This window comes from Geobacter sp. AOG2, assembly GCF_019972295.1.
GTDB lineage: Bacteria > Desulfobacterota > Desulfuromonadia > Geobacterales > Pseudopelobacteraceae > Oryzomonas.
On record NZ_BLJA01000001.1, the window covers coordinates 1,410,317 to 1,431,465 of the forward strand.

The window sequence follows — 21,149 nt, forward strand, 5'->3', positions numbered from 1 at the left end:
CATCGTAGTCTCGCGTGGTCTGTCATTTATAAAAGTTTATGCTGAACGTGGCGGATTTCGTTGTCAGTATTTTTCTTGTCCTTCGCACACCTTTTTCAATTTCGTCCTTAATACCACGATTTTGGCCATCATTGCTGCCCCTATGCCGACTTAGCTGTGGGATTGCACCAAGCTATAACGGTAGCCACGATCTTGTCGAAGGCTTCGGTCGTTGGCGACGCAGTTAGGTGTTCCACGAACGGCAATCCTTTGTCCCCTGCGGAGACCAGGGCCGGATCGAGCGGGATCCTTCCCAAAAACGGAACATTCATCTCTCCGGCCATGTTGCTGCCGCCGCCACTTTTGAAGATATCGATGCTTTCGCCGCAATGGGGACAGACAAAACCACTCATGTTTTCCACCACCCCGATCACCGGCAACTTTACTTGGCGACAGAAGGTGACTGACTTACGAACATCGTTGAGTGCTACATCCTGTGGAGTGGTTACGACGATGGCGCTGGCGGCACCCTCCAACAGTTGGATCACTGACAGCGGCTCGTCTCCGGTCCCCGGCGGGCAGTCGACGATTAGATAATCAAGATCGCCCCACTCGACGGCAGTCAGAAGTTGCTTGATGACGCCATGCTTGGCAGGGCCGCGCCAAATCATTGCTTCGTCCTGATCCTTTAAGAACAACCCAACGGACATCACTTTAAGGTTTGGGTTATAGGCGGCCGGCTCAATGCGGGTACCACCGGTTGGCGTAAGCTGTCTTTCAATGCCGAGAAGTGTCGGGATGCTCGGCCCGTGGAGGTCCACGTCGAGAAGACCGGTTTTTTGGCCTTGAAGAGAGAGGGCTACCGCCAGGTTCGTTGCTACGGAACTCTTGCCCACACCACCTTTGCCGGACAGGACAACGATCTTGTGTCCGATCTTGACCAGGTTTTCCTGCAGGTCAAGTTGCTCCTTCAGTTCCCGAAGACGTCGCGTCTCTTCTGCGCCCCAGCAAGCTTCGCCGACAGTACTGCCATGATGTTCGCTGCTCACATGTGCTCCCTTCTGTAATTACTTATGAAACGGCTCTGCCGGGAGATATCCTTTGACTCACCCCTCGGCATACACATTTTTTGACTGTTTGCCACTTCCAAACGTTTAAGGGGGTAACCTGCTAAATTAAACAACCGGGCGTGCTTCTCCAGCGACAGTTGCCCGGTATTGCTGTACCGCCGCATGTAATGCCGAAGCCGCCATGTTCGAACAGTGCATCTTTTCCTCCGGCAATCCCCCCAAAGCTGTGGCTATTCCTTGGTCATTGATGGTGAGAATTTCATCTAGATTTTTGCCCATGACCAGTTCTGTGGCTATCGAGGATGTCGCGATAGCTGCGCCACATCCTTTGATGAGAAACTTGATGTCGTAAATGACGTCATTTTCAATCTTGATAAAAAAGACAAGGGCATCGCCACAGTTCGGATCGCCCGTCTGTACCACCACATTGGCATCCTCCAGAGATCCAACATTGCGCGGATTTTGGACATGATCCAATACCTTCGCTGAATACAATTCACTCACTGAGCGATTCCTTTCGTATTGTGTATATGCACATAATTACATTCGTATATCTGTATGTCAATTAAATTTTGTGCATAAACACATTATGGATTCCGTTAGCAGTATAAAAAAGATATACTGGACCACGTTCTTGTTGGCTGGATCGTGAGCTCCAAAATATGAAATAATATCTAGAAGTTAGTGATTCTTGCCTTTTGCATGGCACGCGAGGCATAAAAGTCATATTTCTTCACGGAACCGTCTCAGTGGAGAATAAACATGTCCCTCTGTCATTACAGCACCTTGACAGCCAGAGAATGGGAGAGATAATTTTTTCCTGATAGGCGCTGCCATAGCAGGGAGGTGTGGGTAAACTGCCAAGAGAAGAATCCACTGCAGAAATAAACTGATTTCTGCGGGAAGTGGTTAAGGAGCTTTTGTCTTGATTAAGTAAAGAAACCATCAAAGGAGGAATGACGATGCCTGAACTCAAAGGAACAAAAACAGAAAAAAACCTCATGGATGCATTTGCCGGAGAATCGCAAGCCCGCAACAAGTATACTTACTTTGCCTCGGTTGCTAAGAAGGAGGGGTATGAAAAAGTGGCGGCCATCTTCCTCGAGACAGCCGAAAATGAAAAGGAGCATGCCAAACTCCATTTCAAGTACCTCAACGGGATAGGCTCAACTGCCGACAATTTGAGAGCTGCTGCGGCCGGTGAACTCGAAGAATGTACCGACATGTACCCGCGAATGGCCAGTGAAGCCCGGGAAGAGGGATTCCCCGAAATCGCCTTTGTGCTGGAGTCAATAGGTAAAATCGAAAAAGCTCATAAGGAACGCTACCAGAAACTACTCGAGGAGTTGGAAACAAATACCCTCTTTGCCAAAGATGAGCCGGTACGCTGGAGATGCCGTAATTGCGGCCACGTCCATGAAGGTCCGGAAGCCCTCAAAATCTGCCCTGTCTGCAAACATCCCCAGGCATATTTTGAGTTGGTGGAAGAGCATTACTGAGGGCATCGAACAGTCTGGACCATTTTAAGCAAACCGATGGAGGAATCTCCGGGAACGGGACAAGCGCTATGAAAGCTTGGAAATGCGAGATTTGTGGCTACATTCATAACGGTGAAGGGCCTCCAAGCCCTTGCCCGGTTTGTGGTGCAGATCAAGGTTTGTTCAGTTTAATGGAAATCCAACGTGAGATCGCTATCCCGGCAACGTCCGGTGCCTGGCAATGCGGAATATGTGACTACCTGCACCAGGGACCGGAACCGCCGGCAAGTTGTCCGGTCTGTGGCTCGCCGGGTAATCTCTTCAGGCCCCAGGCTGGTAAGCATCCAAACTCCACCTATAACACCGACATTCGCCATGTCATTATACTGGGGGCCGGCATTGCCGGTATAACCGCGGCTGGCGAAGCCCGACGCAGCTCGCCGGATGTAAAAATCACCGTCCTGTCACGAGAACCGGCCCCCCCTTACTTCCGCCTTAACCTGACGCGTTTTCTGGCCGGTGATATAAAAGAATCTGAAATCTGCATGCGGCCGCAACAATGGTTTGACGAGCAGCATATTGATTTTCTGGTGGCAGATGCCACGGGGCTTGACCGGGAAAAGCGGCAGGTCTGCTTGCGTGATGGAAGAACGCTTGCATATGACCGGCTCGTTTTGGCTAATGGCGCGCATCCGTTCATCCCCCCTTTACCCGGGGCAACACGCGAAGGCGTTCATGTATTGAGGACCCGGGAAGATGCCAATGCCATTTTGGCCAGACTTGTCTCAGTAAAAAATGTTGTCTGTATCGGTGGTGGGTTGTTGGGGCTTGAATCGGCTGGCGCCCTTGCTCGCCATGGTTTGAATGTCACGGTCGTCGAGGGGTTTTCCTGGTTATTGCCGCGACAGTTGCCCCCTCGGGCAGGACTGCTTTTACAGCAAAGGCTTGAGTCTCAGGGACTCATTGTTCGTTGTGGGGTGCAGGTGATGGAACTGACTGGTGACGAGAGTGTGCATGGCGTTTTGTTGAACAATGGGGAAGAGTTGCCGGCTGATCTTGTTGTCATTGCCGCAGGCGTCCGTCCCAACAGCCATATTGCCCGGCAGAGCGGTCTGAAAGTCCATAATGGTGTTATTGTCGATGACTGGATGTACACATCCGACCCGGCGATTCTTGCCGCCGGAGATGTTGCGGAACATCTTGGCAAACTTTATGGCATCTGGCCAGCCAGCTATGCCCAAGGTATAATCGCCGGAGTCAATGCAGTCGGAGGGCAGGCCGAATTTAATGGTGTGGCACCTTCAAATCGAATCAAGGTACTTGATATTGACTTGTTCAGTATCGGCCAGATCCAACAAGAAGATGCCAGTACGATGTGTTATGAGGATGTTCACGGAGACAATTACCGCGCATTATTCTGTCGGGACGGGCAACTTGTCGGAGCAGTCCTTTACGGTGATACGAACCTTGCTGGATTACTCAAGGAGATAGTGGAAAGCCGCCGGCAGGTTTCCGAATGTCCGGAACTAGGCCAGTTAATAGATAAATCCAATATGTTGAAGCTGTAATCCGTGGTGTTGTCCCGCACAGAATTCCGAAGATCTCATTACTTTGCTTCGCCATCATAAAAGCAAACCCTATCGGACCCCCGTTAAACCTCCGTGCCATCTTTCCGGTTCCCCCCGGATTGGCGGGTATGGTTGCCTGTTTGAAAAATCCTAATAGCATCAGGCACATAATCATCGGACAGATAGGTCTCGGGAATGGTTGTTCTGCTTCCGTCTCTGATCTGTGAATAGTGCGGAGACATGATTTCGACCCCGGCTTCGTTGAACTTATCCTGAATGTTCTGGTGGAGCAAAGAATAGGTCTTCGCCATAATCGAAGGCTTATCGGTATAGGCATTCAGTTGGTAACGGACGTAGAAGTCATCCAAGCCGGTCTGAAATACGAAAGGGGCAGGAATCTCCAGGATGCTTTCCGTAGCGACTGCCGCAGATATCAGGAGTTCGTGTATCTGGCGCCAGGGGGCATCATAACCGATGGTGACGGTAGTGTGAAGGATGAGGCCGTATGCCTGGGCCGAGGAACTGTAGTTGGTGATGTGGCTGCTAAGGACCATGGCGTTCGGAATGGTGATGTCGATGTTCTTGATAGTGCGGACACGCGTTACCAGCAGGGTTTTCTCCACCACGTCGCCCTCCGTTTCGGCAATCTTAACCCGGTCTCCCAGCTTGAACGCCCTCATATAGGTAAGAATGACCCCGGCGACGACGTTAGCGACGGCAGAAGTTGAGCCAAGGGAAAATAGCACACCGAGGAAGACGGAGATGCCCTTGAAGGCGGGCGAATCTGATCCGGGAAGGTAGGGGAAGGCCACTACCGCGGCAAACGCGATGATCAGAAAGCGGACGATCTTGAAGGAAGGGTCGGCCCAGTCAGGATAGAACCCGGGGAGAGTGATGGTCTGTTTCTCGATTTCCTTGAAAAAGAAACGAGTGAATTTGATGATGTAATGAGTGATGATCAGGATGACAATAATGAAGAAAAGATTGGGCATGGCGGATATAACCGCGTGTCCGCTCTTCTCAGCCGGAATCAGGACATAATCCAAGAGTGTCGGCGTAAGGCCCCTTGTCCAGGGGAAAAAACTGAGGACGAGGGGAATATACAGGTAGAGAAGGCCCAGGATAACGAGGAGCCTTACCCATTTTGCCGCTCCGATGAGTATAGCTGCGATGCGCTCTTCCTGGATGATTTCAATTGATTGGAATCGAATTGAGCGGATGCGGGTACCCCGCCAGGACACTACCTTTGCAACATATTTGGGATAAATGTGTCTGATAAAGATGATAAGGGCAAAAAGAACAATTGTTGCCGCAACGGCATACAGCCCCCCGATCAGGAGGCTGTTCAAGCTGTATTCCCTGTTGTGGTTTACGAGTGCAGCACGGATTTTCCGGACCAGATCTTCTGCCAGCTCTTTGCGTGGCTTCCCCTCGGCTTTGGAATCGCTCTCCGTGACGGACATCAAGACGGTGTCGCCAACCAGGATGTCAGTTGTGGCTTCACCGTCAATAGTTGTGATGGAGTCGGTACGAAACAGCGGGTCTTTGAGTATATTGGCAAGACGGCCGGAAATGGCGCGAGCCCTGTCTGCCGGGGTAAAGGAAAGAACTCGCTCCTTGATGTTGAAAATGGTTTTCCCATCTAAAACTACCTGCCCTTCGGGAAGTTGGGCCGTTACCGGGACGACCGGCTTGTTCGTTGTCGGCTTAGAATCGGCAAACGCACAAGTACCCACGAGGACGAAAAAAGCGGTTACAGCAAAGATTTTCTTGACCACGGGCGCTCCTCTAGGGCAGCTCTCTTTCATTGACACACGGGAACCCATTGATTTTCCGACAGTCAAAGCGCATGGCATATCTGCCTTTGAAAATAGTTTATACTTATTTTACGGAGTAATGAAAACCGGGATTACTTGTAGAGTTTGACTGTTTTGCGCAACATCCAGAAAATAGTGGCAATCCCGCCGATCAGGGTAACGATGAACATGAACATCGGCGAGTATTGTGGGATCACCCTCAGCATATCCGGAGTGAAAAACGGCTTCAGATAGCCGCCGCGAGCCGCATCGCGCATGAAAGCCATGACAAAAACCAATGGGAATGTCAGGGAGGCGCTTAAGACAATTTTTTTTCTGAATCCTGCCCCCAAGACGGCAACGGTCAAAAGCATACCAATGACAAACAAAGTCGTTGCCGCCGGATTTCCACCCATGAACAGGAGCATCACCGGACGAGGCAGCCTGAGAAGAAACCAGGAACCGATCACGAACTGCACCATCGTAAAAGATATGAACACCTTCATGCCGACTTCAGCCGCGCGTGCAGCGAGTTGTGTATCGTGCCGTCCCTTGAACCGGCCATAGAGGGCAACGAACAGCCCCCCCACGGCCAAACCGCCAGTGACGAGATGAAGATAGCGGGGCCAGATTACTGCGCTGCCGACATTCAGAATGGTGCCGCCCGGATTCCTGAAATAGGCGCTCCAACGCGGTGGTTCCAGCATAAGGGACATGTTGTTACTGAAGAAAAAGGCAATTCCCAGCAAGATGACCAGCGCCAGACCAATCAGGAACGTACCTCCCTTACCGAGCGAGGCAAACCGGAAATCGTAGATATAGACCGCATAATAGGCAACGATCAGGAGCAGGGGTACGCTTAGCCAGAAAACCGCCATCAACACCGAGCTGGTATAAAGGAAATTTCCGAAAAGCACCTGGATAAATAGCAGGGCCGCCACCCCCAGGTTGATGGTGAAAGCGATCAGAAATGGGAGCACCTTGGCCAGTTCATGGGCCAGCCTGAGATTGGTTTCGCCTCCCTTAATTCTGGCGTACAGGGATATGGCCGTGCTGCCGAGCATGGCATTCATCAGGAGCAGATGGAGTGGGAACACAAGCATCAAGAAAACCTGGAACCAGCCCCAGGCAACCGGAATGGTGTCGGGGGCTGGAATAAGCGCATTCATTCTACACCTCCTTGCAGTGATGATGACAGGAACGTTGCCAGGGCATCCTTGTCAGCCGGCGGCGCACTCAATGGCGGCATGATGCCACCCCGCAACTTGTCGAGCATGTCGAGTGTGCTTCTGATGCGCTGTCGATCCCAGCCAGCTAGTTTCGGCAGGAGCGGGTTGCCTCCTCCACGCAAGGTGTGGCACATGGAACAGTGCTGCTCGAAGATCTCCTTGCCGCGGCCGGGGGCCACAGTAGCCGCTGCCGGCTGTTGGCTGTTAAGCGAAACGATGAAATCTGCCAGAGCCTCTTTATCCGCTGCTGTCCCCTGATAATCCGGCATTGCAGGGTTGAGGGCGCTCAACTTTTCGAGGCCTTTTCTGACCTTGGCCCGGTCCCATCCTTTTGTCAGGGAGCGGATACGGTTTTGATCGTGACAGGCTGTGCAATGTGCTTCGAACAATTCCTGTCCGTTACCGCCGCCTGGAGCGTTGCCTTCGGTAATCGTTTTCCCCTGGAGTCCCTCGACAATGTAGGCGGCCAATGCCCGTGCTTCGGCCTCGTTTCCGGCGAAGGGCGGCATGAAATACCGGGTATCGTGGATTGTTTTGAGGTAGGCCAGCATGGCGGGATAGGACATCGCTTTGGTGCGGGTTAGTATATTGTTGTTAATTCCGCCAATGCTGTGGCAAGCGTAGCACTGGTTTATGAACAATTCCTTGCCTGTCTCCAGCAGGCTTTCCTCCTGAAGATCCTTGTGTTGTATCCAGCGGGCGGTGTGAAGGAAGCCGATCTGTTTCAGGCCTGTCGCCTCAGCCTTGAGGATCGCGTTGGAGTACATCACATTGTTGATCACATAGGGGCGCCGCGCCGCCTCTCGGGTCCACTCGAACGCCCCCATGAACAAAAATGCGCTGACAAAGACGAATAGTGCCGTCGGTCGGGAATGGAGAGATGGCCGTAGGATGGCAAGGACCAGCGTCAGCACGGCAAGGGCGATCAGCGCCCAGAAGCCGACCTGTAACGCCCGCTGTATAGTCGGCGATGTACCGGCTATCAGAGCCCGCGCCGGCGGCGGGGTACTGGAGTAATACCATATTCCGCAAGGAATGGCGGCCAGGTATGAGGCAAGCACCCACTTTGCGGAGAACCTGGTCATGGTTAGTTTGGTGGCCATATCCTTCAGGAATGCGCTGGTGAGGAATGCATATACCCCGGCCAGCATGCAGGCAACGGCGGTCCTGAAAAAGAGCGACGGCCAAAAGAGAGGATTGAAGAAGCCGGACCAGAAGGAGCCGTTTTCCAGCCAGGCGCCGGGGGAGAGCATGAAGTTGATGATTCCGTTGATCAGCAATAGGCTGAACCAGGCGGCGATGAAATAAATCCAGCCCACTGTTTGGTGGTTTCGGTCGTCCATTCGGCCAAACGTATAAAAATAGACGAGGATCGCCACGATTTCGACCAGGAAGAAAACCCACTCGGTGGCCCATCCGAAGACGAAGATGTGGATCAGGAGTGAGGTGGCGGCCGGGTGGACAAGGGAGATGACGAACCAGATAGCGACACCGGTCACACCTCCGGCAACCAGGGTCATCAGCATGAAAAACTTGGTGTGTGATCGGGTAAAATCAAGGATCGCCGGGTTCTTCTCGCGGAGTCCCTTGCGCTCGGCGAACACCAGATAGAGCCCGCCACCAACAGCAAAATGGGAGATGAAAACGTGAATAATCGCAACGATGGCGATCAGTAGCCCACCGCCGACTTCGGGGATATACCAAACCGGATAGTTCACAAACTCCTCCAGACAGAAAGCTGATGTTAACCTAATCAGGTTTTATTGCCAACTACAGATCATTTCGGGTTATGTGCGGCGACAATCCTGCACCAGCATCTCTAAACCCCTCAGGGGAAGTTCGACTCCTTCTATACGGTTATTTAATGCAACGCCAAGTTCGTGAACCTCTTTCTGGATCAGGAAACAGCGCAACATAATTTCCAGTTCAGCTCTGTCCATCGGCACAAGGGGAGTATTTTTCAAGGTATGCAGATATGCCTTTAAATAGGAGCCGCTTACGTATATATACCAGGCGTTCAACCACGGTTCGAGCATGGCCGTGTCGTCAGGATGGCTGGCGCCGTGATGGAGCAGGATTGTCATGGCGGCATAGTGAAAAGAGTGGATCATCCCCGCCACATCACGTAACGGTGAACGTTTCAGTCTCCGTTCGCTTAGCGGGTACGCCGGTTCACCTTCAAAGTCAATAAAAACGAAGTCCTTGCCCGTGAAAAGAGCCTGGCCCAGATGTAGATCACCATGAATCCGGCATTTCATGGCGGAAAGCGCCCGCCCGGTAATTTTATGCAGACAGTCGATTATCTCCTTTTCGGAGGCCAATACCAGAGAAGCCCGGCGCTGGACGTCTTCCGACAGATAGGTGAGATTGAGCATCAAGGTGCGGAAATTTTTTCGGACGAGCCCGCTCATGGATTGATAGATTGAACGCTGGTATAAGCTGGAAAATTCTTCAACACTCCAGTTGGAATCGGCAGAATCGGAAGCCAGTGCCCGATGCATTTCCGCCGTTCTGCGGCCGAGCAGCAGGGCCATTTCCAGGTGCAGGCCGCGCACGAGATTGCGAAACTGGTTTGGAATGCCGTTATCGAGAACCTCAATAAGGGTTGGGAGGCAGGCCGGCAGTGAAGGCAAGTCATGACGGTGTGATAACAGGTGCTCAACAAATTGCGTCAGGCTGGTCAATGTATTGTGCCAGGCATCACCATGGCCGGAAACGTACGTTTGCAGCACGCCGAAATCATAGTTTTTTGCGTGTCCTGTACGGTATTCAATTCTGCCGGCATACGCCGGAACGTTACGGAAACTGCTTTTTCCGGCGAGGAAGCGTAGTATCTCCTGCTCCGGGTTTATTCCCTCCTCCAGTTTCCGGTATATTTTCAACAGTAGGCGGTCCCCATAGAGGATAGTGGTGTTGTTCTGCTCGACCGCGGTAATCCTGCTGGGAAACAGTTCCGACTTGTGAGAAAAACTCTTCATCAACCCCCTGCCGCGCATACCGACGAGGACTGAACCGGTTGTGCTGTGCACTTTCGTTCGCTCTCTCATGAGATCAAAAAGCAGGATCCTGAATTCCTCAAAATAAACAGCATCACACAGAAAACCTTGTATTTCTCCAATATTCAGCTCAGCTATGGTCGCCAGAGGATGCCGTTCCGCCATTGTTTGCACCTGATCGTTTGAAAGCCACGTCATGGGTATCTGGTATATTTCCGGCTCAGCATCGCTATAGGTGACTTTGATAAAGGTCAGCAGAACTATTTGGTCCTCTTGTTTTAATGGGCAATTGTCAATTACGCTGATCTTTCGGATGCCCCTTCCTTTTCCGAAAAACCAGAAAACTCGCTGCAAATAATGAGGTAGTACGGCATTGCACAATGATTCTCCAGCGGCACCTTTCAGGACTGTCCACCAAGGCTGTCCATCCTGAAGATAAAGCTTCAGGCATTCGACTCCACATTGTTCGACCCTCGCCTCGGTTCTGCGCAAAGCAAACCAGAAATAGTCGTATTGTCCCATGGTAAAATGGTAGCGGGTTCCCTGTATCATGGGAAAGCGATTTCTGCTGAAGACTTCTTCAGGGATCATGCCTGCGTAACGGGAAAGGTCGACGGAAGCAGTCTGGGCAAAACGTGAGAGGTTTATGGCAACCAACAGGTTTTCGTCTTCGTAACTGCGGACGAACGTTAATACTTTTGGATTGTCGGATGGTAGCATTTCCAGACTGCCGCAGCCAAAGGCCTTGAAACGCTTGCGCATTGCTATGGTTCGACGCATCCACCACAGGAGCGAAGATGAATTCCGTTCCTGGTTTTCCACGTTGATGGATTCAAAATGATATTCCGGTTCGATAATTACCGGCAGAAAGAGTTTTTGGGGGCTGGCCTGGGAAAAGCCCGCATTACGGTCAGGGTTCCACTGCATTGGTGTCCGGACTCCGTTGCGGTCGCCCAGGAAGTAGTTGTCGCCCATGCCTATTTCATCACCGTAATAAATGATAGGCGTCCCCGGCATGGAGAAGAGTAGCATGTTCATCAATTCTATTTTTCTTCGATTGTTACCCATCAGCGGCGCAAGCCGGCGACGGATGCCGAGATTGATTCTCGCCCTTGGATCGGAGGCATAGACCCGGTACATGTAGTCCCGTTCTTCATCCGTTACCATCTCCAGGGTTAATTCATCATGATTGCGGAGAAATATGGCCCACTGGCACCCTTCCGGGATGTCCGGTGTCTGGTCGAGAATATCGACTATCGGGAAACGATCTTCCATTTCGATAGCCATGAACATGCGGGGCATCAGCGGAAAATGGAACGCCATATTGCTTTCGTCACCGTTGCCAAAATATGCTGCGGCATCCTCCGGCCACTGGTTGGCCTCTGAAAGTAGCAGGCGATTTTTAAAGGAACCATCCATGTGCGCCCGGAGTTTCTTGAGGAATTCGTGGGTTTCGGGAAGATTTTCGCAATTGGTCCCCTCCCGTTCGAACAGGTAGGGAACGGCATCGAGCCGTACTCCGTCAACTCCCATCTGCATCCAGAAGTCGATAACCCGGAGCATTTCGGATTGGACTTTCGGGTTGTCGAAATTAAGATCAGGCTGATGGGAATAGAAACGATGCCAATAGTATGCCTTTGCCAGAGGGTCCCACGTCCAATTTGATGTTTCGAAGTCTTTGAAAATAATGCGTGTTTCACGATACTTTTCGGGTGTGTCGCTCCAGACATAATAGTCCCGGTGAATTGATCCCGCTTTTGCCCGTCGGGCGCGCTGGAACCACGGGTGCTGATCCGAGGTGTGGTTCAACACCAATTCCGTGATTATCCGGATGCCGCGGTCATGTGCGGCGCGCAGAAGATGCCTGAACTCGCGGAGGCTGTTATAGGTGGGGTTGACGTTGAAATAGTCGGATATATCGTAGCCGTCATCCCGCTGCGGAGAAGGATAGAAAGGGAGGAGCCAAATCGCCGTTACACCAAGTTGATGCAGGTAGTCAAGCTTACCGATCAGCCCGCGAAAATCACCCACGCCATCTGCATCCGAGTCGGCAAAAGCCTTGATGTGCAGTTGATAAATGATAGCATCCCTATACCACAGGGGGCTGTCCTCCAAGGGAAAACCGGCTTGATTCATTGACAAATCCCCCCTTTTGCTGTCCTGCTGTAACGTTCAAGCTGACCCCGGAAGGATAAAGCCAGGTTGCACGGCAGCATATCCCAGGAAAAACGCCATTCCCAATTTCCATGGGCGGTGCCGGGAATATTCATGCGTGCTTCGGAGCCCAGATGCAAAACATCCTGAAAAGGCATGATAGCCGTATCGGCAACCGACATCAAGGCGGCACGAATCAGGTCGCCGACCCCATCCCGTCCCGAAGTGCCGAGGTATGCATGCATCTCCCGGCGTTCAGCTTCTGAAAGAGAGCCATACCACCCTTTTGTGGTGTTGTTGTCGTGCGTACCGGTATAAACAATCCCGTGTTTCACATGATTGTGGGGCAGGTCACGGTCATCGAGCTTGTCATCAAAGGCGAACTGAAGAATCTTCATGCCGGGAAAATTATATCGGTCACGTAGCGCCAGTACTTCAGGGGTGATCACTCCCAGGTCTTCTGCAATTATCGGTAGCGGTCCCAAGGCCTTGTGCAACATATCGAACAGTCGTTCGCCAGGCCCTTTGACCCAGACACCCTCACGTGCGGTTTGTGCCTGTGCCGGCACCTGCCAGGCAGCCTCAAACCCGCGGAAATGATCAACCCGCACAATATCGAAAAGTTCACGTGCCGCTCTGAACCGTGCAATCCACCACCGGTACCCGGTCTTCTCCAGAGCATCCCAATCATAGAGCGGATTACCCCACAGTTGACCGGTAGCGCTAAAGTAATCCGGTGGGACGCCTGCTACAACGGTCGGGTTACCGTGATCATCCAGAAGGAATAGCTCACGATGGCTCCAAACCTCGGCTGAGTCATAGGCCACGAAAATGGGGATGTCGCCGATTATCGCGATACCACGGGCATTGGCATACCGGCGGAGCGCGCTCCATTGCCTGAAAAATTGCCATTGCAAATATTCTTGAAGCGCTATTTCGTGGGCAAGTTCAATTGTCGGCCTGTCGCACACGGCATCTGTTTCGCCGTTTGGCCACTGATTCCATACCGCTCCGTTGTAGCGTCGTTTGAGAGCCATGAACCGGGCATAATCATGGAGCCACGGAGTCGAATTGCAAAACATACGGAATTCAACGGCGCGATCCGATTCCGGCTGCGCCAGAAAGACTTCTCCGGCTTTACGAAGCAGCGCCGTTTTCTCTGCGGTTACTGCACCGAAATCAACCCGGTTCCCAGAGAAGGTATCCTGATGCGAGGCCGGGGCAAGATCGCCCTCCCGGGCAAGCTGTTCCAGATCTATCAGTAACGGATTACCCCCAAAAGCCGAGAAGGCGGAATAGGGTGAGTTCCCGAAGGCCGGCGGCGCCAACGGGAGAACTTGCCAGTATGACATGCCCATGGCGTGGAGCAGGTCGATAAAACTTCGAGCATCCGCTCCCAGAGCGCCGATGCCGCCCGGTCCCGGCAGCGATGTCGGATGCAGCAAAATTCCGCAGCCACGTGTATTCAGCATCTGAACCCCGTTACACTTGTGATTGACTGTCCGGCAATCTGAAAAATCCCACTGGTCATAGGTTTGTCCTTTCAATCAAGCTGTTCCAGCATAGCCACCGGAAATGACGCCAGAATATCTTTGAGTGCCAGGCTCGGCTGACCGGTCTGGCGATCAAGGGTTAACTGTTCTCCCGTGAAGATGTTGCGATACCTGCCGACGAGGTTACCGAAGGGTTGATTGATGCGGGTATCGCCCCAGACCTGTGGCCCAAGAGGCAGCTCATTGTAGTCATGGTGCAGGAGACGGCTGAACAGCCTTGGCGCCACCACGATGACCGAACGATTGTTGATAGAGCGCTCGAATGCACAGACATGCTCTTGGCATGACCCCTCCACAACGAGTGGCAGATATCTGCCGGATTCGAACAGTTCACGGTTTTCCCGGCGAACGTTGAGTGCCTTGCGGGTCAGGTACAACTTTATGCGGCCGTCGTAGCGGTTCGCAACCACCTCACGCGCCGTTTCCATGGCTCCGGTACTCGATTCCATCCGAATCAGGTCATCCAGCAGCCTTCTTCGTAAACCGAAATCCACCGGGCGGCGGTTGTCGGGGTCGACCAGGCTGAAGTCCCATAACTCATTTCCCTGGTAGAAATCGGGGATTCCCGGCGAGGCAATCTTGAGAAGGGTTTGGGAGAGGGAATTACATATTCCGCAGGCAGTGGTCAATCTCTGGAATTCGGCAAAGTCGCTCAGAAAATTGTTGTGACTGGATTTGGTGAGAATCAAGTCGATGAAATACATCACCGCGTCCTCATGCAGTGAGTTGGGGCTGATCCAGCTTGTATGCACCTTGGCTTCGCGCATGGCCTTCAACATGTACCCCTTGATCCTGGCACGGAATTCCGCAAACTCATCATCGCCCGGATTGCAGATAGGCCAGGCACCCACCAGCGTCTGATATAGCAGATATTCTTCATTGCGGCTTGGGGCGGGTTTGCCGTCCACAATCATTTTGAGCTTTCGGTTCTGGCGGCCCCAGCGTGAAAGCGCCTCCCTCCACAGCTCGGGGATCTCAGAGAGCACGTTGATTCTGGCGCGGACATCTTCACTTCGCTTGGTATCATGGGTTGATGTAGTCAGCATCGCCAAGGGACGGTTCTTGTACCGTTCGATATTCTGGCCGTGGAATGCCTCCATGGTGATGCCAAACCGCTCGGGGCTTCCGCCAACCTCATTCAGGGAGGCAAGTCGGTTGTAGATGTAAAATGCGGTGTCTTCGATCCCCTTGGCCATGACCGGACCGGTTATCTGCTGAAACCGCTTCACAAAATCAACCCACGCCGTTTTATGCTCGTTGGTCATGTTGCCGGGGAAACGGAGCAGGAGGACATCCCGGATAAACTCAAAAACAGATGCGCTGGTGGCGGGGTTTTGTCGCTTTGCCCGGCCGATGGCCGATTCTAGGTATTGCCGGTCCCGTTCAGGAACATCAAAACTGTTGATATAGGTACGGTACACCGGGAAATAGGCTATTACCTCCACAATGGCCTTGATCAGGCTGTTGAGCGTAAAGTCCCGCGTATGCCGGTTCTGTTCGGATATTTTGTTCAGGTAGTGCCCCAGGGTGTTGATTTCACTCGACATGGTGGCCTGCATGACAAGCTTTTTCTTGTCGTAGACCACCTCCGGGAAATCTATTCGGTGCTGCAGGAAGCGGGTATACAACGTTTCAAATGCTTTGGCATTGGACGTATCCACAAACAAGCCGTTCACCTGGTTGACAAAGTCGTAGCCGGTGGTGCCGAATACCTGCCAACCATCCGGCAGCTTCTCGCCTTTCAGAAGGATTTTTTCCCCAACAATATAAAACGGTTTGTACGAAGGGTCTGCGGCAACAATCAGATCATATTTTTCATGTGCGGCAGTTTCAGTATCCTCTTCATTGCCCGTAAGCTGAAGCTCGTCGGGGGCGCCACCATACATCTGATTGAAACAGCCCGATTGAAGCCGTCTGATATAGTCTTCCGGATCCTGCAAGCCGTCGGCGTGGTCAATGCGCAAGCCATTGATCTTTCCCGTTGCCACGAGCGAAAAGATCAGCCGGTGGGTCAGTTCGAAAACGGCAGGGTCCTCCATCCTGATGGCACCGAGGGAGTTTATATCGAAGAATCTACGGTAGTTGATCTCCTCGGTAGCGACGCGCCAATGGGAAATGCGATAGACCTGCTCACGAAGCAGCGCGTCCAACTGGTCAAAACTGCGCGGGTTGCCTTTAGTCCCGTTGAAGCTAACCACATTGCCGTCAATGAACTCCCTGATAGCCCCGCTGTTTTGGTACAGATTCCAGAGGCGCCGCTTGACGACCTCCTTTTCGCGATAGCGTTCTGTGATCAACTCCGGATTTTGTTCCGTGGTGGGCGGCAGGTGCCGGAGCGCCGTTACGATGCTCATGAGTTCCTGAAACTGTGGAGCGGCCGGGGAGAGTTCCTGTTCCAGTCCTTCGATGCCGAGTGTCAGGATATTGCTGTAGGTTTTTGGAATAATCGGAAGCTTGTGGTCGTAGTAGCAGGTGAAAAAAGATCCCTCCTCGAAGCATATCTGCAATTCCCTGTTTTCGAGTATGGTGCCGTACTGGTCGCCCAGGATGGGGATCAGAATCTTGTTTTCCAGCTCTTTCTTGACCGGATGCCAGTCGATATCAAAGACATTTGCGTAAGAAGAGCTGGGGCCATTTTCCAGTACATCCATCCAGAAAGCGTTCCCTTGCCCTTCGATGCACATATGATTCGGGACAATATCGAGGATTTGTCCCATCCCCCATTGTTTCAGTTCGCCGACCAACGCGTCGAATTCATCCTCGGAGCCGATTTCAGGGTTCAGACTGTTCTGGTCCAGGATGTCATAACCGTGGAGGCTGCCTTCCCGTGCCTTGAAGTAAGGTGATGCATAGATGTGGCTGATGCCGATGGCATGCAGATAGGGAATGATTTCCCTGGCATCGTTGAAGCGGAAGTGCGAATTGAACTGAAGGCGGTAGGTTGCTGCCGGTACTCTAAGCCCCGTGCCGTTCATAGATATCCTCCCGCCGCCGTCAGCACTGCCGGTATATTGAAATAGAGCAACTGCCCAAGGTCCGTGACCGTTTTACACCACGTATCCCGGTCGGTCTCTCCAAGACCGGGCCGGAGTCTCGCTGCGCAGGATCGCAGAAAATCCCAGTACATGTTCTGCGTCTGCCAAAGATTTACCTCTGCCGGGAGTAGCACAATTGTCTGGGCCAGCAGGTGAACCTCGGCCAACCGCTGGCTGTTTTCCGGTTCCGCCAACAGTGCGGCCATGGCGCCTTCCAGTCTGCGGCGGATGGTGAACTCAAGTGCTACGGTATCCATTCCAACATTCCATCTTCCGATCTCGTCGATGATCTCACCGAGTCTGACAATGTCGACCATGTCCGAGGCGAAAATTTTTTGCAACTCAAGATTGAGAGCGGTCTCGGCGGTAGTCATAAAGCGGTGCGGCACCGGCATACCGGTTTCTTTCAGAAAGCTCATCAGGTTTCTGCTGTTTTCGTAGAGAGTTATGAATTTATCTTCAAACTCCTGAAGCGTGCCGGCAATGATGAGCTGCAGGATATGACGCTGCTCATCCCGGAAAAGATCCTTGAGCGAGTAGGTGTGCATGCCGAAATGCGTGTCCATTAGCCTTATGATGGTGGCGAAATCACCTTCTTTGAACGCGGCTGCAACCTCCTGCTTCATGATCAGGTAAGCCTCTTCGCCCAAATAGGAACGGACCCCGCAGTTCAGGGCATGGCCGCCGAAGTACAGGGTACAGAGGCTTATCCGGTCGGCTTTGCGGGTGATTGAGGAACGGATGAATATCCTGCCGATCGCCAGTTTCATTTGACCGGAATCAATGATCAGCAAATCTTCACGGGAGGCTCGATAACTGAAAATGTCGGTTTCTTCCCCATAGTCCTCGAAGACGGAGCTTACGGCGTAGTGTGCACCAACCTTTATCAAATAAATCTTTGCCGGCTCAACCAGTCTCGCGTAGATGTCCGCTCCATGCCCCTGTTTGGAGATATTGCTCCTGGCCAGGGACAACCGCTCCAAAAAAGCGTCTTCAACGCCCTGAAGGCAGTACCTTTCAGCTAACTGCATTGCACGGCCGGCATACTGGAGAATCTGAACCGTTTCCAGCCCTGACGGTTCGTCAAAAAACCACCCGCAACTGGTGTACATGAGCATGGCATGTCGCTGCATCTCCAGCAAGCAGAGAACCGCGACGGTTGTATCTTCATCAAGTGGGTGCAGGGAATGTCTGAGCAAAAAGGCGGCGACATTTTCCTCGGAGCGGTCAAGCATGACGCTGATGTAATCATCACGCGCCTCCCACGCGTCCTTCATGTGATTTTCCATGCCGCCCTCATAACAGACGGCCAACTGTTCGCTGAGCCAGTCCATGGCCTCCCGTAGCGGTCGTCGCCATTGCTGATTCCAACCATTATTCCCGCCCGAGTTGCAACCGCAATCGCTCCGCCAGCGCTCGATGCCGTGCATGCAGCTCCAAGAGGTATTTTCCATAATCTGCACTTCGTGGGTTGGCGGGTGCAATTCCAGATATTCTCCATAGTTGGTAAGGCGTGCCAGTCCGTTTCCTTCGAGGTGGTTCAGGGCATGCCCCAACGCCATCTCGCCGAAGACGTGGTGATGACCATAGGTTTCGCCATCCGTGGCGATATGTACCAACTGATGGTGGTTACGGTGGGCTGAAAAGCCGGACATGAGACGGGCGGCAAATTGCTCGCCATTGCTCAATAGTTTTTCAAAGGCCACTGCTTGGGAAATGGGACCATCGTAGAAGAAAATGGCGATACTTCGCCCGGATGGAAGCCGGCAAAGATACGCTTGGGAAGGGTCGATGCGCGAGCCGGAAACGTCCTTCCACCGGCCGGAGTCGATCCTCCGCACCCGTACTGCCTGGTGGGGAGCGAGCAGGGTGAAACGGATGCCCGCCTTGGCCAATACCTCCAGGGTTTCCGTATCTACGGCGGTTTCCGCCAGCCACATTCCCTCGGGGAAGCGTTGGAAGCGATGCTCAAAATCCCTGATTCCCCAATGTACCTGCGTCTCCTTATCACGCAGGGTGGCAAGTGGCATGATGATATGGTTGTAGACCTGGGCCATGGCCGCGCCGTGGCCGGAACGCCACGCGATGCTCTGGAGGTCGGCCGCCAGGATCGCCTGGTAGGTGTCGGGAGCAAATTTTTCCATCCAGGAGAGCAGGGTGGGGCCGAAATTGAAGCTGATGCGGGCATAGTTGCTGACAATCCCCATGATGCGTCCCTCACCGTCAAGATTGCGTGAGGCTGCATTGGGGGCGTAACACTCGGAGGTAATCCTCTCATTCCAGTCGTGATAGGGATAGGCGGAATCCTGAATCTCGACGGCCTCCAACCAGGGGTTTTCGCGAGGGGGTTGGTAGAAGTGGCCATGTATGCAAAGAAATCGTTCCATTTTATTCCTTCCGACAGACGAGTACGGCGTATGGCGCAAGCGATATGATCACCGTATCGTCAGCGTTGTCGATCCGAATGCGGGGGGTGTGCGCGTCGGCCGACGTTGTCGAGTCGAGCGCAATCCGCCACGCAGGCTGTTTGCCGGGCAGGTGGACGTTCTGGCGCTCTGCGCTGAAATTGAGCAGGCAGAGCACCTGATCGCCATGGTAGCTGCGTCTGACGGCGAGGACCTGTTGTTCCCCGTATTCAACTATTTCCATACTATTTCTGTCCAAGCGGGCGAGCGGCGCCAAATCCTTTCGCAGTTGTATCAAATGCCGGTAGAAACCGAACAGATCCGCATGGTCTCCCTGCCGGTGCAATGCCGGGTTGAGCCGGGCTGCCAGGAAAGTCTCCTCTGCCTGTGGGTCGGGAATCTCCCCAGGCTGGTTGAAAGCGGCGAACTCTCGTTGCCTCCCCATCCTGACCGCTTCCACCAGATCTGCATCGTCATGGCTCACAAAATAGGGAAAGCGAGCCGGCTCTGCATATTCCTCCCCCATGAAGAGCAGCGGTAGGTAAGGAGAAAGCAGTACCGTGGCGGCTGCAAGTTTGAGTTGTGCCAAAGTGAGATACTCCTGCAAGCGCTCCCCGCGCATGCGGTTCCCCACTTGATCGTGATTCTGTGCACATACAACCAACTGGCTTGGGGGCCGGTCCGCGCACGAACTGCCGTGATGTCGCCTTCTGAATGTGGAGTACGTCCCATTGAGCACAAATCCTTCACGATAGGCCTTCACCAGGCAGGAAAACGGTCCGAAATCGGCATAATAGCCGTTCCGGTCACCGGTTAAGAGAGCCCGCAAGGCGTGGTGGAAATCGTCGTTCCACTGGGCGTCAAGGCCGAATCCACCCTGTGCAGGAGGGGTGATCACCCGCACATCGTTCAGGTCGCTTTCGGCGATAACGTGGACCCGGCGGCCGAGAGCAGCGGCTTGGCAGTGCACCGCCTCCGTAAGTTCCTGAAGAATGTGGCGGGCGCTGAAGTCGTAGATGCCATGGATGGCATCGAGCCGCAAGGCGTCAATATGATATTCACTAACCCAGTAAAGGGCATTGGATATGAAGTGATGGCGGACCGGGTCGCTGTCGGGGCCATCGAAGTTGATCGCATCACCCCAAGGGGTATGGTAGCGATCCGTGAAGTAGGGGGCAAAGGCGTGAAGGTAGTTGCCTTCCGGCCCCAGGTGGTTGTAGACCACATCGAGGATCACGGCGAGCCCCCTGACGTGACAGGCATCGACCAATCGTTTCAGCTCAAGGGGGCCTCCATAGCTGTTCTGGGGCGCAAAGGAGAAGGTTCCGTCGTAGCCCCAGTTGCGACTGCCGGGAAACTGAGCTACCGGCATAAGCTCCAGTGCGGTTATGCCGAGATCGCACAGGTAGTCCAGGCGCGGGATGATCCCGCCAAAGGTGCCGTCCGGGCTAAAGACGCCCACATGGAGCTCGTACATGACGTACTGTTCCTGCGGTATACCGCACCATTCGCGATCATGCCATTGGTAGCGATCCGGGGCCACAACCTGTGATGGACCGTGCACGCCCTCCGGTTGGAAGCGCGACGCGGGATCGGGGCGTTCGATGGTGTCATCCAGCAGGTAGCGGTAGAGGTCGCCTTCCACGGTATCGGCGACAATACCACTGAAGTAACCGTTCCCTTCGGAGGAAAGGGGGACCGAGGCCCGACCGCGCCCCGGCATGGCAACGGCGATTTTTCGTGCCCGGGGTGCCCAGACTCGGAAACGCGTAGATCCATCAGGAAGTGGGGTGGCACCGAGATCGAGTTGCCAGGCACTTTTCGTCCCTATGGAAGCTCTCTCCCTGTCAGCCATGTTCTCTCCCTTTGAGTGATGTATGGGCCTT

At 53.3% G+C, this 21,149-nt stretch carries 12 protein-coding genes; 2 read left to right on the forward strand and 10 right to left on the reverse strand.

What is annotated here, in order from left to right; all coding sequences use genetic code 11:
- Positions 1 to 140 precede the first annotated feature (140 nt).
- The gene (locus LDN12_RS06460) at positions 141 to 1,028 is read right to left on the reverse strand and encodes an Mrp/NBP35 family ATP-binding protein (RefSeq protein WP_223921860.1); all 888 of its coding nucleotides are present in this window, start codon (positions 1,026 to 1,028) and stop codon (positions 141 to 143) included.
- A 126-nt stretch (positions 1,029 to 1,154) separates the two neighbouring features.
- Entirely contained in the window at positions 1,155 to 1,553 is a 399-nt protein-coding gene (locus tag LDN12_RS06465; RefSeq protein ID WP_223921861.1) for an iron-sulfur cluster assembly scaffold protein, read from the reverse strand.
- 458 nt (positions 1,554 to 2,011) lie between these two features.
- Here LDN12_RS06465 and rbr point away from each other — a divergent pair, with 458 nt between their 5' ends.
- Positions 2,012 to 2,548, forward strand: a complete 537-nt coding sequence (gene rbr, locus LDN12_RS06470) for a rubrerythrin (RefSeq protein WP_223921862.1) — start codon at positions 2,012 to 2,014, stop codon at positions 2,546 to 2,548.
- 68 nt (positions 2,549 to 2,616) lie between these two features.
- On the forward strand, positions 2,617 to 4,095 hold the full coding sequence (locus LDN12_RS06475) for an FAD-dependent oxidoreductase (protein ID WP_223921863.1): 1,479 nt from the start codon (positions 2,617 to 2,619) through the stop codon (positions 4,093 to 4,095).
- Between the two features lie 83 nt (positions 4,096 to 4,178).
- Here the strand turns inward: LDN12_RS06475 and LDN12_RS06480 are convergent, their stop codons facing one another.
- The 8 genes from LDN12_RS06480 to treZ form a co-directional block, all read right to left on the reverse strand.
- The gene (locus LDN12_RS06480; protein ID WP_223921864.1) at positions 4,179 to 5,873 is read right to left on the reverse strand and encodes a mechanosensitive ion channel family protein; all 1,695 of its coding nucleotides are present in this window, start codon (positions 5,871 to 5,873) and stop codon (positions 4,179 to 4,181) included.
- Positions 5,874 to 6,004: 131 nt separating this feature from the next.
- Positions 6,005 to 7,060, reverse strand: coding sequence for a hypothetical protein (locus LDN12_RS06485; RefSeq protein WP_223921865.1), 1,056 nt, complete (start codon positions 7,058 to 7,060; stop codon positions 6,005 to 6,007).
- Positions 7,057 to 8,838 (reverse strand): c-type cytochrome, encoded by a 1,782-nt coding sequence (locus LDN12_RS06490; protein ID WP_223921866.1) that lies wholly within the window; start codon positions 8,836 to 8,838, stop codon positions 7,057 to 7,059. The genes LDN12_RS06485 and LDN12_RS06490 overlap by 4 nt, the downstream gene beginning before the upstream one ends.
- A gap of 69 nt (positions 8,839 to 8,907) precedes the next feature.
- Entirely contained in the window at positions 8,908 to 12,252 is a 3,345-nt protein-coding gene (treS, locus tag LDN12_RS06495; protein ID WP_223921867.1) for a maltose alpha-D-glucosyltransferase, read from the reverse strand.
- Positions 12,249 to 13,742: a 4-alpha-glucanotransferase gene (gene malQ, locus LDN12_RS06500; protein WP_223921868.1), complete on the reverse strand. Its 1,494-nt coding sequence runs from the start codon at positions 13,740 to 13,742 to the stop codon at positions 12,249 to 12,251. The genes treS and malQ overlap by 4 nt, the downstream gene beginning before the upstream one ends.
- Before the next feature lie 71 nt (positions 13,743 to 13,813).
- Complete coding sequence (locus LDN12_RS06505) at positions 13,814 to 16,798, reverse strand: malto-oligosyltrehalose synthase (RefSeq protein ID WP_223921869.1); 2,985 nt, start codon at positions 16,796 to 16,798, stop codon at positions 13,814 to 13,816.
- On the reverse strand, positions 16,795 to 19,245 hold the full coding sequence (locus tag LDN12_RS06510; protein WP_223921870.1) for a DUF3536 domain-containing protein: 2,451 nt from the start codon (positions 19,243 to 19,245) through the stop codon (positions 16,795 to 16,797). The genes LDN12_RS06505 and LDN12_RS06510 overlap by 4 nt, the downstream gene beginning before the upstream one ends.
- Position 19,246: 1 nt before the next feature.
- A complete protein-coding gene (gene treZ, locus LDN12_RS06515; RefSeq protein ID WP_223921871.1) occupies positions 19,247 to 21,118 on the reverse strand; it encodes a malto-oligosyltrehalose trehalohydrolase in 1,872 nt (623 codons plus the stop codon).
- Between the last annotated feature and the right edge of the window lie 31 nt (positions 21,119 to 21,149).

What these genes read in the sequence shown, in the direction of transcription:
- LDN12_RS06510 (WP_223921870.1), bottom strand. Translation starts at nt 19,245, where the DNA reads ATGGAACGATTTCTTTGCATACATGGCCACTTCTACCAACCCCCTCGC.
- LDN12_RS06505 (WP_223921869.1), bottom strand. Translation starts at nt 16,798, where the DNA reads ATGAACGGCACGGGGCTTAGAGTACCGGCAGCAACCTACCGCCTTCAG.
- LDN12_RS06475 (WP_223921863.1), top strand. Translation starts at nt 2,617, where the DNA reads ATGAAAGCTTGGAAATGCGAGATTTGTGGCTACATTCATAACGGTGAA.
- treZ (WP_223921871.1), bottom strand. Translation starts at nt 21,118, where the DNA reads ATGGCTGACAGGGAGAGAGCTTCCATAGGGACGAAAAGTGCCTGGCAA.
- treS (WP_223921867.1), bottom strand. Translation starts at nt 12,252, where the DNA reads ATGAATCAAGCCGGTTTTCCCTTGGAGGACAGCCCCCTGTGGTATAGG.
- rbr (WP_223921862.1), top strand. Translation starts at nt 2,012, where the DNA reads ATGCCTGAACTCAAAGGAACAAAAACAGAAAAAAACCTCATGGATGCA.
- LDN12_RS06485 (WP_223921865.1), bottom strand. Translation starts at nt 7,060, where the DNA reads ATGAATGCGCTTATTCCAGCCCCCGACACCATTCCGGTTGCCTGGGGC.
- malQ (WP_223921868.1), bottom strand. Translation starts at nt 13,742, where the DNA reads ATGCTGAATACACGTGGCTGCGGAATTTTGCTGCATCCGACATCGCTG.